At 43.1% G+C, this 12,857-nt stretch carries 16 protein-coding genes; 5 read left to right on the top strand and 11 right to left on the bottom strand.

Annotated elements, in window-relative coordinates; translation table 11 throughout:
* Positions 1 to 158 precede the first annotated feature (158 nt).
* Together F6K63_RS07930 and F6K63_RS07925 are read left to right on the top strand one after the other, a co-directional pair.
* The gene (locus tag F6K63_RS07930) at positions 159 to 650 is read left to right on the top strand and encodes a cupin domain-containing protein (protein ID WP_202799269.1); all 492 of its coding nucleotides are present in this window, start codon (positions 159 to 161) and stop codon (positions 648 to 650) included.
* A gap of 119 nt (positions 651 to 769) precedes the next feature.
* Entirely contained in the window at positions 770 to 1,651 is an 882-nt protein-coding gene (locus tag F6K63_RS07925; protein WP_287311563.1) for a MarC family protein, read from the top strand.
* Positions 1,652 to 1,918: 267 nt separating this feature from the next.
* On the opposite strand, the gene F6K63_RS07920 is transcribed toward F6K63_RS07925, so the two are convergent.
* Both F6K63_RS07920 and F6K63_RS07915 read right to left on the bottom strand, forming a co-directional pair.
* Positions 1,919 to 2,950: a pentapeptide repeat-containing protein gene (locus tag F6K63_RS07920; RefSeq protein ID WP_008188934.1), complete on the bottom strand. Its 1,032-nt coding sequence runs from the start codon at positions 2,948 to 2,950 to the stop codon at positions 1,919 to 1,921.
* A gap of 30 nt (positions 2,951 to 2,980) precedes the next feature.
* Positions 2,981 to 3,187, bottom strand: a complete 207-nt coding sequence (locus F6K63_RS07915; protein WP_131827127.1) for a hypothetical protein — start codon at positions 3,185 to 3,187, stop codon at positions 2,981 to 2,983.
* 851 nt (positions 3,188 to 4,038) lie between these two features.
* On the opposite strand from F6K63_RS07915, the gene F6K63_RS07910 reads away from it, so the two are divergent.
* Positions 4,039 to 5,298, top strand: coding sequence for a serine/threonine protein kinase (locus F6K63_RS07910; RefSeq protein ID WP_008188935.1), 1,260 nt, complete (start codon positions 4,039 to 4,041; stop codon positions 5,296 to 5,298).
* A 16-nt stretch (positions 5,299 to 5,314) separates the two neighbouring features.
* Here F6K63_RS07910 and F6K63_RS07905 read toward each other — a convergent pair whose 3' ends face one another.
* Positions 5,315 to 5,710, bottom strand: a complete 396-nt coding sequence (locus F6K63_RS07905; RefSeq protein ID WP_008188937.1) for a hypothetical protein — start codon at positions 5,708 to 5,710, stop codon at positions 5,315 to 5,317.
* Positions 5,711 to 6,146: 436 nt separating this feature from the next.
* Positions 6,147 to 6,533, bottom strand: coding sequence for a hypothetical protein (locus F6K63_RS07900; RefSeq protein ID WP_008188938.1), 387 nt, complete (start codon positions 6,531 to 6,533; stop codon positions 6,147 to 6,149).
* 164 nt (positions 6,534 to 6,697) lie between these two features.
* Here F6K63_RS07900 and F6K63_RS07895 point away from each other — a divergent pair, with 164 nt between their 5' ends.
* Positions 6,698 to 6,919: a helix-turn-helix domain-containing protein gene (locus F6K63_RS07895; RefSeq protein WP_008188939.1), complete on the top strand. Its 222-nt coding sequence runs from the start codon at positions 6,698 to 6,700 to the stop codon at positions 6,917 to 6,919.
* 82 nt (positions 6,920 to 7,001) lie between these two features.
* On the opposite strand, the gene F6K63_RS07890 is transcribed toward F6K63_RS07895, so the two are convergent.
* The 4 genes from F6K63_RS07890 to F6K63_RS07875 form a co-directional block, all read right to left on the bottom strand.
* On the bottom strand, positions 7,002 to 7,964 hold the full coding sequence (locus F6K63_RS07890) for a hypothetical protein (RefSeq protein ID WP_287294819.1): 963 nt from the start codon (positions 7,962 to 7,964) through the stop codon (positions 7,002 to 7,004).
* 383 nt (positions 7,965 to 8,347) lie between these two features.
* Positions 8,348 to 9,250, bottom strand: coding sequence for a pentapeptide repeat-containing protein (locus F6K63_RS07885; protein ID WP_287311562.1), 903 nt, complete (start codon positions 9,248 to 9,250; stop codon positions 8,348 to 8,350).
* A gap of 270 nt (positions 9,251 to 9,520) precedes the next feature.
* A complete protein-coding gene (locus F6K63_RS07880) occupies positions 9,521 to 9,805 on the bottom strand; it encodes a hypothetical protein (RefSeq protein WP_287311561.1) in 285 nt (94 codons plus the stop codon).
* A 48-nt stretch (positions 9,806 to 9,853) separates the two neighbouring features.
* Positions 9,854 to 10,633 carry an ABC transporter permease gene (locus F6K63_RS07875; RefSeq protein WP_287311558.1) on the bottom strand — a complete coding sequence of 260 codons (780 nt, stop codon included), beginning with the start codon at positions 10,631 to 10,633 and terminating at the stop codon, positions 9,854 to 9,856.
* 21 nt (positions 10,634 to 10,654) lie between these two features.
* Here F6K63_RS07875 and F6K63_RS07870 point away from each other — a divergent pair, with 21 nt between their 5' ends.
* Positions 10,655 to 10,909 carry a hypothetical protein gene (locus F6K63_RS07870; protein ID WP_287311556.1) on the top strand — a complete coding sequence of 85 codons (255 nt, stop codon included), beginning with the start codon at positions 10,655 to 10,657 and terminating at the stop codon, positions 10,907 to 10,909.
* Positions 10,910 to 11,022: 113 nt separating this feature from the next.
* On the opposite strand, the gene F6K63_RS07865 is transcribed toward F6K63_RS07870, so the two are convergent.
* The 3 genes from F6K63_RS07865 to F6K63_RS07855 form a co-directional block, all read right to left on the bottom strand.
* A complete protein-coding gene (locus tag F6K63_RS07865) occupies positions 11,023 to 11,991 on the bottom strand; it encodes an ABC transporter ATP-binding protein (RefSeq protein WP_044495031.1) in 969 nt (322 codons plus the stop codon).
* A 23-nt stretch (positions 11,992 to 12,014) separates the two neighbouring features.
* Positions 12,015 to 12,278, bottom strand: a complete 264-nt coding sequence (locus F6K63_RS07860; protein ID WP_287252163.1) for a pentapeptide repeat-containing protein — start codon at positions 12,276 to 12,278, stop codon at positions 12,015 to 12,017.
* Between the two features lie 423 nt (positions 12,279 to 12,701).
* Positions 12,702 to 12,836 (bottom strand): proprotein convertase P-domain-containing protein, encoded by a 135-nt coding sequence (locus F6K63_RS07855; RefSeq protein WP_008188949.1) that lies wholly within the window; start codon positions 12,834 to 12,836, stop codon positions 12,702 to 12,704.
* Positions 12,837 to 12,857: the final 21 nt, after the last annotated feature.

The raw sequence follows: 12,857 nt of genomic DNA, 5'->3' as shown, positions 1-12,857 counted from the left end.
CAGGGTTGCACCTTTAAATTTAGTCAAGAAATTTTTCAGTAAAGCGAGATTAAAGGAGTAGAACAATGAGTGAATACAATGTAAACGATCGATTTGATGCCCAGGATCTCCTTAAGAAACCTGGTGAAGGAGAAAGGACAGCCACCGACATGATAATCATGGCCCGATCCAGAGACATGGGTGGTGATTTCTCAGTGATGCAGGGTGTGATCAATCCCGGTCACTTGCTGTCACCCCACAGCCATAAGTTTTGCGATCAACTGGTCTACGTGATCTCCAGTGAACTTGTGTTCGAGATTGGCGGTGCAGATGGACTAAGGTTCACAGCTCCTGCGGGAAGCTACGTCCAAAAGCCACGGGGCATTGTCCATGCTTTCTGGAACTCCACCGATACACCGGCTCATTACATCGAGCTGTCAGGTCAGGAAACCTTTGAGGGGTTTGTTGACTCCTTGAAGGGGGGCGATCGCAAGGGTCTCGCGAACGCAGAGCGGGACTGGGGCATGGTTTTTGCTCTCGACGAAATTCCAAGGCTGATCAAGGATAACAACCTCACGGGCCTCGCCATGTCCGAGACTCCCGACTTACCCCATCTACCTAATCTTCCCGAACCAGTGGCAAAGCTGTTTAGCAATATGAAGTTGCGCTAGAAAATCTTGTAGGGTGGGCAAAAATTGTTTGGTTCTTTTGAGTTTTGTAGATAAAAGAACGTTGCCCACCCTACTTTAATTGGTATTTTTTTTACTTGTAGGAATGGGGAGATAGGAAAATGGGTAGGTTGTTGAGAATTCTAGGGATAGCGATCGCATCGGCTTATTTTGCCTCGATGTTAGCACTTAGCAGTGCCACAGCAACCATCCCTACACCGCCATCTCCCTCCTTTGCAAGGAATTTTACTGGGCAAACAGCGATAATCTCAGCCCAAGCTATGGAATCATCAAGGGTTCAACCTGCTATACCGGTCAAGGCTGAGATTGATGCTAAAACTGAAGTGTTGTTTGAGCAACTTTTTGAGGGATTTGGGGCATTCAATATCCTGATTATCTTTTTACTTACCGTCGGTCCGCTCAAACTAATTGTACCCTTTGTCAAGCTGACAGCTAATGCTGATCCGGCCTTGCGTCGCCAGCTTGCTTTACGGGGGTTTGGCATATCCACCTTAGTTATTTTTGCGGTAGCACTACTTTGCCAAAATGTTCTGAAAGCCTGGCAAATCGATCTCTCAGCAATGCTAATCGCAACAGGTATTATCCTTTTTTTAGTGGCTCTGCTAACAGTATTATCCCAGTATAATCACCACCAAAATAACGAGCACTCGCCTGTAAATCCTTCTCTGAAATTAACGATTAATCCTTTAGTTTTTCCCAGTATTTTAACTCCCTATGGCATTGCTGTTGTGGTGACCATTAGCGCCATGTTCGGACGGATGGCAATTGCTCCCGGTTCTATGTTTTTGCTATTATTTGTGGTAATGGTACTAAACTTAGGAGTGATGTTGGTCGCCCATCCCCTTTTGAATCTCATCAAACCCGTCACTCTAAGAGTGCTTGGTTTTGTGTTTGGGGTGATGCAGGTGGCTCTGGGACTAGATATGATTTTGACGGGAGTGAAACTGGAAGCGATCGCACTGAAATTTCTTCTAGGGTTGTAACATAATCGGCGTTGCTGATTCTGAGTATGGTTTCGCCCCCCTAGCCCCCCAATTCTGGGGGGAAAAAAACTCTAAAAGTCCCTTCCGGTGCGCGCCTCCTAGGGCGAGTAAATCGCCCTTGGGTCGCACCGCAAAGTTGGGGGACCCACGGGGGCTTTAAGAAAACCAGATGATCGCGGATTCATTCCTTAATTCAGCAACCCCACATAATCGACCCATAATTACCCGATCTCACCACATACTTCCCATAAATTTCCCTATTCCCGATCACAGACCAAGCTGTTGTCGCAACGCATCGGGCATATTCTCGGCTTTGTCCAAACCTGTAGCATTTTTCCACTTCGTCTGTCGATTCCAAGAGATGCCTTCAAGGTTAGCACTAGTTAGATCTGCACCAGTCAAGTCCATACCATTAAGGTTTGCATCTGTGAGATCTGCACCACTGAGGTCCGCATGTTTGAGGTTTGCACCATTGAGCTTTGCATATCTGAAATCTGAACCAGTCAGGTTCGCACTAGTGAGGTCTGCACCAGTGAGATCCGCACCCATGAAGTTGGCACCACTGAGATCAGCATTCCTGAGATCAGCATTCCTGAGCTCAGTAATACTCAGGTTGGTTTTACTGAGGTTCGCTCTAATTAGCAATGCTTTACTAAGCTTGGCTGTATTAAGGTTAGCTCTCGCAAGATTGGCTTTAGTTAGATCAGCTCCCGTAAGATTAGCTCCAGTAAGTTCAGCGTCATTGAGACTAGCTTGATGAAGTATAGCATTCGCCAAGTCAATGTCAATCAAATCGGCATTTGGGGCATCCAGCCCCCTCATGGAAACACCATAGTTGTTCAAAACCTCAAGGGCTTTTACTCTGGCATGACTAGTAGCTACTCCTGCTCCTGCGGCATTATCGACAATTTGCCATGCCTCATAGATTATCCTTTTTCTGCGCTCTAGACCTTCAAGCATGTAAAGAGACGCTCCAAATAAAAGAGCGAAACCTTCAAGATTTTGCACTTTAGAGACGAACAATAGTTGCTTTACCAAACAAAACCCGTCTGAATCTTGAGGTGAGCAAACTTGTTCGGTTTCAGTTGTCTTTGGCTCCAATGACGTTTCAGTTGTTTTTGGTTCGAATAACGTTTTAGTTATTTTTTGCTCCAATACACTTAATCCCACTAGAAAGAAGTAAGCAATAATGAAGGAAAGCACTACACGAAGCCAGATATTGCTTAGATACTTTTCGCTTTTGGGAACCACTACACGAAGCCAGACATTCCTTAGACGCTTGTTTAATAAGCCAATCACCTGTATCCTTATTTACTAAAAGTCCTGATCTTATTTGCAGTATATAGCAGGTCTTAATTGAGAGAGGTAATTTCGTCCTAGGTTGCGCGGGAGTAGGGAGTAGGGAGTAGGTAACTTCGGAATAGCTATACAGCTTTGGCAAAAGGCATTGCCACCATGAGCAACTGCCGTGGTTTCCCATGAGCAACTTCCCGTTGAGATTGGTTTTAGCACTTTTGGCTTATTTGAATTGGTCAATACATGAGTGCGTATTGTTATAATATGCTATAAGCAAAATAGTATCCCCCCCTGCGCCCGCGCCCCATAATTTGGTGAAAGGGTATTGCAGCTGTTACCCCCTTATAGATTGGGGGATGGGTACCTTGGGTGGAATTTTGCAGGTGGCGCTCTAGCCATCAGAATGCCTGGGAATTTGTCCTGCTTAACAAGGGATAGCTCCTGAAGGGCATCGGGAGCAGGTCAAAGTTGGCTAAAAAATCAACTATATATAGAGTTTTTCGTTCTTATGAGGGACAATCAGTGTCTTGATGCAGTCGGCCAAAGGGTGAAACCCTCAGCATAGGGCTGCATCCCTACTCTGTGTTACGAAGTCTCTGCTCCGATTAACCCACCACAAAAGCACCTCAACCAATTGAGAAATGCTATAAGTGACATACTCCCAAGGCACCTGATGATTTAGAGATGATTTCAAGTTAACTTATTTTGTCCTAAGCTAAGCTGATCTAGCTGGAGCAGTATCTTAGACCCTAGGGTAATACCGAACAGCCACAAAAGATGGTTGTTATGGTCTAACTATTTATGTATTTCACTCAGGGCAAACGCATCTAAAATTATAGAAGCCTTACTCAGAAGCAATGCAGCGCTTTAATCAGGGGGTTTCCACCAGTCGCTACTGCATCAAGACAAAAATTTCAAAATTAATCAGCAAAAATTAATCAGCAAAACTACCTATCCTATGAATCTCATATCCAGTAGGCATTTCAAAATAAGATGCGTCTACCCTGCGTCCTACCCTAAAGTTAAAAAACGCTAATCATCCACCAAGCTATAAAATTAGCTAAAGCAATTAATTCAATTAAAATAACCCAATGATAAGCTTAGAACCAGGAGATTCTATTAAAGACGGCGACTATACCATCCAACGTGAATTAGGAAAGGGAGGCTTTGGAACGACTTACCAAGCTACTCGTCACTTACCCGATGGTCAGGAAGAGATTGTTGCCATAAAAATTGGAAGAGAAGAACTACCCGATAATCAACGAAGCGAAAGAGAAAAAAAATTTAAAGATGAAGCGCAGCGACTCAACCAATTTAACCATAACCATATTGTTAAATTCATAGAGTACTTCTATGAACCAACAATATATCGTCCTTGCATCGTGATGGACTATATCGAAGGAGAGAACCTACACAGACTCACTCAACCAGGGAATGGAATTCCAGAGGAACAAGCCATCAAATATATTCAGCAAGTTGCCGATGCCTTGACAGCAATGCATAAGGTTAAGTTGATTCATAGAGATGTCAAGCCTAGTAATATTATGGTAAGACATGGAACTGAAGAAGCAATACTGATTGATTTTGGGATCTCCCGGGAATTTGTTCCTGACCGGACAATAGAGCTAACGCGACAATGGTCGGAACGTTATGCTCCACCCGAGCAACAACTACGCCGCTTTAAAGCAGGCCCACCACTTGATATCTATGCCTTATCCGCCACCTTCTATTTCTTGTTAACCGGACGCCAACCAGTTAGTAGCAGAGACCGGGAACATGAATTAAAAAGATATAGAAAAGACCCTCAAAAACAAGATGTGGAAAACTTCGTCACCAACAAAAAATTGAGAATAGCAATTCTCAGAGGTATGGAACTAGATCAACAGCGAAGACCTCAGTCAATCTCAGATTGGCTAAAATTACTAGAGTCTCCAGCAATAATAAGTCTAACTGATAGGTTTAGACCTATTGTTGGATATATATTTAGTTTTAGTATTGAAGCTCAAGTTAAAGTTTTATTGACAATTTATAAACTTATAAAATACAGAGATTTATACAGCTTAGAAAAAGCTATCAATCTATTTGAGCAAAATCAAAACAACTATCAAGGAAACAAAGAATTTGAAGAACTCTTTAGTGAAATAACTCGTAGATATGCTCAAGACGTATTAGCTCTAAGCGGAGAGCCAGGAGTTCGTAAGGGAATTGAAAAGTTGGAAGAAATTCAGCAAAGACTGGAGAATAACTTCGACATTGAAAACCTGCCGGAAGATGATATCATCGCTCAGGAATATAAAGATGTTAGTGCTCTTCTAGAGCAGATGATAAATTCCCGTAACGGTAACAATTAGGATTTTCATGTATTATTTAAATAACAGCCAAAGCAATTATCCCCAATAAAGCCAAAGCTGATACAATTGTAGAAGCACCTTTCTTATCCTGAGATAAATCCTCCTGTTCTTCAATCGGTTCTTTAATAGTTTCCCAGCACGCCTCTCTAATGGTCGCACTCCACTCACTGCCCATTTCTGAAAACCAAAACACATTAGGATCACCAATAAATGGCTGACGGTTAATGGTTTGCTCTTCACGGTTGACGGAAATTGGGTGACGGTTAATGGTTGAGCCTTGACGGTTAATGGTTGGCCTTTGATGATTGGTTAATGGGTGACGGTTATGGTAGTATTCGGACTGATATCGGTAAGTATCAACAATAATTGGTTTGGCCTGATCACCAGTAACGGTATTGTTTTTCTGTGACATCGATTAACACCCGATTCTCAAGGTTGACAAGGTAAGCATTCAGCTAAGGCACTAGCTGCTCAATGCTGAGTGCTAATAGCTGATTTCTAAGTATCTATAGACTTATCGGGTTAATCACCAAGAATTATGCAGAAAATTTTCAAGACCAGTAAGCTGTCAGCTGTCAGTGGTCAGCGGTCAGCGGTCAGCGGTCAGTGGTCAGCCGTCAGTGGTTAGCAGTCAGCGGTCAGCCGTCAGCCGTGAGCTTTTAGCTCACGCTACTTGAGGTGCCGTCAGCTTATTTTATTTAAAAGCACCTCAAGTACTGTGGCACAGGCTTCCAGCCTGTGACCTAACCCATAAGCTAATCGCTGCTATTAGCCTAGCTGAGAGCTGAGAGCTGATAGCTGATAGCTGTTCGCGTAGCGTGCGCGTAGCGCATACGCTTACCCTAAACCTATCGCCTCAAATTAACATAGCGAGTCAGAATCCGAATGATCTCACCCTCGACAGGGGAAGGAATCGGCGGGGTCCACGCTATGACTTCGGCAAAGCGAAGCACGTGCAATTGGTTAATCACACTCTCAACACCTTTGGGTACACCACAGGCGAGGAGGCGGACTGGGGTTTTGCCCTGAGGGACATCATAGATCGGAGCTTTGATGAGCTCTGGAAGCGATGCAGCGCGGTCTTGGGGGTTTCCCCCATGAGCGACTGCATCAAGACAGGAACGTGGGTTTACCATGTATATATCACCTTGTTTCTTTGGTGGTGGAATAGCGATCGCACAGAGGTTGTCGAGCCATAGAGTGCGATCGCTTTGTGCTGGCGAGGGAATTGCCAATCACTGTAACTGCGTACTTTTATAGTATATCCTATCTTGGCCAGTTTGTCAACACTTTGAGTTAAAAAAAAAATTATAGAAGTATTATTTTCAACAATTCATGCTGCGAGCGGTTACAATCAAACGTAACGACCGTTTAGTATGGTAAGAGGTTAAACACTAAAGTGGTAATTCACTGGAAATTGGCAGTAGTCATGGCTGAGCGCAACATCAGCAACAAAGACCTAGCTGAGATAATTGGAAAGCATCCTAACTCCGTTTCCAGGCTCAAACGGCATCGCCGTCTACCTAGAATTGACGAAGATATACTCAACTCTCTGTGCAAAGCACTCAAGTGCCAACCAGGGGACTTGATAGTCTATCAAGAGGATGAACAAGACCCCTAAAACGGGAAATTTACCGGTAATCGGAAATCGCAAATCGCAAATCGGTAACCGGTAATCGGTAATTTTCCCTGAGCCTTAGCCATCAGCGCGTTATGGATGGGCCCAAAAGATAGGAGCCCCTAGCTGTCTGGTGAATCGTCTCTGCAATTTTTTTAGCCACCTTTTCACTAGTCCAGTAGCTGTCGTGAGCACTGCCACCATTGATTAATGCTAAAAATGTCGATTGTATCGGTTTAGCGACATTTTCTAATAATCCAGAACCGTAGGTAATTACATCTTCAAGCTTAATAACTTTGTCATACTCATCTACTAATTTTGGTAACACTCCTTCTAGGGGCCAAGCAATGGGATCCCCGGGATGTACAAAGTTTTGCCAGGGTAACGCCACTCCTTGTTGAGTCAGACTTCCCAGTAATTCCTTTAGTTTGGAACTAATATCATGGGTACTCCCCTCTCTGGTGTTGCCAACAATATGGATCAGAGTAAATAGAGCAATCGGTGAACCCATAGTATGAACACTAGCCAGAGGAATGGCACTGTCTTGCTCAGATTCGATGCCCAAAATGCTTTTGCGAATCTCCTGAATACTCTGATGACCAGGTATACTTGGGTCATCCCATCGACTAGCAAACAACACATCAAATAGGATAATCGTTCCCCAACTGTGAGTAACTAGGTGCAAACGATCCTGATCTTGGTATCCTTCCAATCCCTGATAGGCTTGTTTACTCATCTGCTCAATAGCCAGAGAGCTAACATGTCTGCTGAGGTAGAGAGCCCCGTCTCCAACGAATTGTAAGATTTGCTTTTCACGGAAGTCTCTGAACCAGAATTCATTCCACACCTTCGATGCATTCAATGCTGCTACTAGTTCCTTCTCCTGCTCAATTACCACATTCCCCCAGTACAGAGGGATCTTTTTGAGTTGAACGGATGACTCAACATTATTTTGAATCAGATCGAAAAGCTTGTCAGCGTATTGGGGTGTTTCTCGATCTTGGCGAGTATTGACACCATGTATAAACAAAATGTAGTCAGTAGCCACGGATCACCCTCTCTTTTATGGAATTTTATAGATGATTCCATCAGTTTATGCGATCGCGTACCCTACCCGACCGCGATCATGGATTCCTGGTAGGGAGTAGAGAGTAGGGAGTAGAGAGTAGGGAGTAGAGAGTAGGGAGTAGGGAATATGGCATCAAAAACTATCTAAATGGAATTCTTGATCGATGATGTTTTTACAAACATACAAATAAGCAGGTACACAAAATTAATTACACATTTTACAAAATTAAAAGCCTTGCAGGGTAAGGGTTACAGAGATTGGCAGTAGAAAATTAATTCTGTGTAGATGCTTATAAGATGCACCCGATACAATTTATATCTTCTGTATCAGATCAAAAAAATAGCCAATTTATTAGGCTAAAATCAAGCCTTGAACAGGTAGTTTGGTAAAATAGTTTCGCTATCTATCTGTGTCAATTCAATTTGCTTTTGGGTCATATTTTTAGCTCCTTGGAGGTTAGCCCCTCTTAAATCTGTACCCTGGAGATTAGCTCCCTCTAAATTGGCTTCTTGCAAGTTAGCTTTAATCAACGATGCCCGCTGTAAATTAGCATTCCAGAGAATTGCCTTGTCTAGCTTAGCTCTCCTGAGAAATGCCCCTTCTAGGTTAGCATCAAATAAGCAAGCATCTGTCAAGTTAGCTTTTATCAAATATGCTCCTTGGAGGTTAGCTTGATTACAGTCTGCCCCTTCTAGATTGGCTCCGATCACAGATGCTCCTTTTAGATTGGCTTGATTAAGATCAGCTCCTTGTAGTTTGGCTCCATTAAGGTATGCCTCTTTGAGGTTTGCTTCTTTTAAGTTTGCCCCCATCAGTGTGGCGTGACGTAAATCAATTTTCTCATCTCCGAGCTCTTTTGAGCTGTCGCGCCTGCCAATAACCGTCAGGGCACCTTGAATATCAATGGGAAGTTTTTGATCTTCTGTAATGGGAAGAGGACTGCATGAGTCATTTATTTGCTTTTGCACCTCTACATGAATCTTCCAAGGGGACTGATATCGCACAAATGTCGATAAAATTTCCATGATTTTCCAGTGGTCTTCGGCAGAAACCTTAGCAATTCGTTCTAGGGCATAAATTCCACCTAGCCGCAGGGCAATCTGATCAGAACTCAGCCACTCCAAGGCATTATTCAAGGATTGAATTATTTCTTTTTCTTCTGTAACCCTAGGAGTCTTGGTAGTTATACCATTTTTTTCAAGATTCCTCCATAACCCTTTGTTTAAGTAGTAAATTTTAAGCAAAATTCCTAGTCCAATAGCCATTATTACAACTGCTATAAAAAACAAAGTTTGGTTTTTTTGATCTACTTGATTTACAAAAAAAAAGAGTTTATTGAGTTGCGATTTTTCAAGAAATCCCTCAATAAAATTGATGGGAAAAACCACAAACCAATATAACGAAGCAATCCCTAAGTAGACTAAGCCACTATAAATAAAAAAAACAACCATTTTAAACCGTAAAGGGTGATTGTTGGGCGGGTTTACCTTGAGTTTCATCTCTTGTATTATCTTTGACTCAACTGGTAGACCTAATTAAACCACCGTCTTGTGAATATAATGTGAATAAATCAAAAAATTTAACCAATTAGCTATATCTATATACAGCGGATCTGGGAATCGGGAATCGGGAGTCGGGAATCGGGAGTCGGAACCCACCCCTAACCCCTCCCAGGAGGGGAAGAGCGAGAAATGGGGAGAATTATAACGACACTTATTGTGTATTTTGATACATATTTTTAGAAATTTATAGGTAAAAAAAATACGTACTCGCCCCTTTTTAAAAAACCTAGCAATCTCCCCATCTCTCCATCTCCCCATCTCCCCATCTCCCCACACTTCCCTCTCTTTCCCTACTCCCTTGACTAATCAACGGAATAGAATAGGATAAATCTGACGCCAAGCTAGGATATAAAACACAGCAATCCATACCAACAACCAGATTAATTCTAAAAACCAGAACTCTGGTAACCCTAAAGGCCAACGTAACAAATCAACTATCGATGATAGGGGTAAAACAGCAGCGAGATAACCCAGTCCAGTGGGTAATGTATCCCTAGGAAAATAAGTACCACAGAGAGTAAACATTGGTACCACGAACAAGAAAATTGGCACATTAATATGATCAACAGTACGCACCGTTCCAGCTGTAAATAGCCCAATAGCACTAAACAGCATACTCCCCAAAATAATTACTGGAAAAGATACCAGCAATTGCCAGCCAGAGTAAAGTCCCCAGATAACCGCTACTAACCCTGTGATGGTACCAGCTAGAGCTCCCTTTGTAGTTGCCCATAGCCACTCTCCAATAAATACTTCCATGAAAGTCAACGGTGCTGTCAGCAGTGCATGCCAAGTTTTTTGAAAACTCAAGCGAAAAAAACTCCCAAATGCTCCCTCAAAGAATGACTGAAATAGTACCCCAAGTCCGATCATTCCAGGAGCTATAAAGTTCAAGTAAGATGTAGGTTGACCATAGTAAGAAACATCTCCCACTAGGGGAGTTAAACCATAGCCAAAGGCAATCAGATAGATCACCGGTTCAGAAATTGGGAGTAAACTATTGACTAGCCAAGTTTTTTGATACACTTTGGCATGACGATGCCAGACAGAGTAGATGCCCCAAAATGTTACAGAATTTCCTTTCATTATTTTTTATAGCGTTTTTATTTGAGTGTTGAACATAGGATTGAGATAAAAAGGGAGCAGGGAGCAGGGAGCAGGGAGCAGGGAGCAGGGAGCATTATAAAAGAGCTTGTAGGATTTTTTAATGTTATTAAAAATCAGCAAAATTGTTCAGAAACAATTTATAAATGCTATATAATTTTTGCAATTAATAATTTGCAAAAACCTAAAAAAATAAGATTACAATTATTCAACATTATGTTGATAGTAAACCTATCTAATTTACAGGTTTTTTCATAGCTATCAGGTAGACAGGATTTTTGACCTGTTCCCTGTTCCCTGTTCCCTGTTCCCTGTTCCCTGTTCCCTAAAACCTAAGAATTTTTACCTCACCGAATTTAAAACTGCTGTAATCAATCCAATGATGTTCCGGTCAGTCTTAAAAATACATCTTCTAAGTTGGTGCGGCGGCGGGTTAGACTAACAGATGGAATCGTATTTAGGTCCTGCCAGAGAGGTTGGGGATTGTCCATAGGTAATGCAATCAGATAGTTACTGCCAAAGGTGCGATACCAAGTTCCGTACTGAGTCGCTAATTGTTGCAGGATATCTGGCGAGATTCCCTCAATCTCCACTAGCTCTTTACCAACAGTGCGCTCAATCAGGTCATCGGGGGTACCTTCGTCAATCACTTTACCTTGCTGAAGTAAGATTAAGCGATCGCATAACCGTTGTGCTTCATCCATATAGTGAGTAGTCAACAACACCCCACACCCCTGATGTTTCAGGTGAATCACCAGCTTCCAAAAATCCTGCCGTGCATCCGGGTCAAGTCCTGTAGTAGGCTCATCTAAAAACACGACTTGGGGATGATTAATCAAGGCTCGTGCCAATACCAAACGCCGCTTCAAGCCACCAGATAGCTCATCAATCCGCCGCTGAGCATAATCCTGTAGCCCCACGAGCTCCAGTAACTCCCCTGCTCGTGTCCGAGCTGACTTACCGGTGATCCGGTAGTGGTGGGCAAAGACAACCAAATTCTCAAATACGGTGAAGTCCGGGTCAAGATTATCCTCTTGAGTAACAATCCCCATGGAAAAACGAACCTGTCGCCCTTGAGAATGTACCTGATATTGACCCAACTGTACAAAGCCACGACTAGGCACAACTGCGCCGTAGAGCATTCCCACCGTAGTCGTTTTACCCGCACCATTCGGTCCAAGTAAACCCAAAACTTCCCCAGGATTTAGGGTAAAACTAACTCCACTAACGACAGTGCGATGCTCCTTTGGAGCCGCTACGCGAACGCCATAAGATTTCCACAAATCGTAAGCCGTCAGTGCTACTCGTTCCGTATCGATTTCAGATGTTGTAAGATGCATAGCTAAGACCACAGATGGGTGGCTCAATTTTGAAGGTTAGCGGGTTGAAGGTTAGCGGGTTGAAGGTTAGCGGGTTGAAGGTTAGCGGGTTGAAGGTTAGCGGGTTGAAGGTTAGCGGGTTGAAGGTTAGCGGGTTGAAGGTTAGCGGGTTGAAGGTTGGCTGGTTGGAGGTTAGCTGGTTGAAGGTTAGCTGGTTGAAGGTTGGCTGGTTGAAGATTAGCTGCTTGAAGGTTAGCTGAGTGAAATACCCAAGGATAATCGGTAATGGGTAATGGCTCACGGACCACTGACCCAAGGTTAATTGAGTCTTACTTAAATAAATTCATGACTTGGGTAAATTCATTAGCTTCGCAAAGCCAAAGGAAAAACTTTGCTTTCACTTGTACTACAAAAGTAGTATGACGAGACGTTTTAATGCTGTCAAAATTAATCAAGACACCAAAGATGGATGAAGGGATAGAAATCAGGCATTAAAGCCAGAAAAACAGGTACTTATCAAGTCTTATCTCTATTTATCGTTAATTTCAAAGGTAACCAGTTAACCTGTAAGCATTCAGCGATCAGCGATCAGCGATCAGCGATCAGCGATCAGCGATCAGCGATCAGCTAGCTAACCTTGGCCAAAAGGCCACGCGTTCGCGTTCAACCTTGGCCTTTGGCCACGCGTTCGCGTTCAACCCCCTAACCTTAAACCCACTAACCTTAACCCTTCAACCAACTCCCAAAATCAACTCCCAACTATTCAACCTTCCCGTATCCATCGCTACATCATCCACCACCTGTAATTGCCATACTCCCGATGCTGGTTTATTCAAAACCGACTTCAAACCAGGAGTAGTTTCCACGGAATAGGTTTGTTTTAATAG

It is taken from the genome of Moorena sp. SIO1G6, assembly GCF_010672795.1.
GTDB lineage: Bacteria > Cyanobacteriota > Cyanobacteriia > Cyanobacteriales > Coleofasciculaceae > Moorena > Moorena producens.
Note: the sequence above shows the minus strand (reverse complement) of the source record. Positions and strands in the feature narration are given on the sequence as shown.

Bases quoted from the DNA above. Each gene is read 5' to 3' on its own strand.
- F6K63_RS07930 (WP_202799269.1), top strand. From the start codon at position 159: ATGGCCCGATCCAGAGACATGGGTGGTGATTTCTCAGTGATGCAGGGT.
- F6K63_RS07925 (WP_287311563.1), top strand. From the start codon at position 770: ATGGGTAGGTTGTTGAGAATTCTAGGGATAGCGATCGCATCGGCTTAT.
- F6K63_RS07910 (WP_008188935.1), top strand. From the start codon at position 4,039: ATGATAAGCTTAGAACCAGGAGATTCTATTAAAGACGGCGACTATACC.
- F6K63_RS07905 (WP_008188937.1), bottom strand. From the start codon at position 5,710: ATGTCACAGAAAAACAATACCGTTACTGGTGATCAGGCCAAACCAATT.
- F6K63_RS07885 (WP_287311562.1), bottom strand. From the start codon at position 9,250: ATGGCTATTGGACTAGGAATTTTGCTTAAAATTTACTACTTAAACAAA.
- F6K63_RS07880 (WP_287311561.1), bottom strand. From the start codon at position 9,805: ATGGGGAGATGGAGAGATGGGGAGATTGCTAGGTTTTTTAAAAAGGGG.
- F6K63_RS07875 (WP_287311558.1), bottom strand. From the start codon at position 10,633: ATGAAAGGAAATTCTGTAACATTTTGGGGCATCTACTCTGTCTGGCAT.
- F6K63_RS07865 (WP_044495031.1), bottom strand. From the start codon at position 11,991: ATGCATCTTACAACATCTGAAATCGATACGGAACGAGTAGCACTGACG.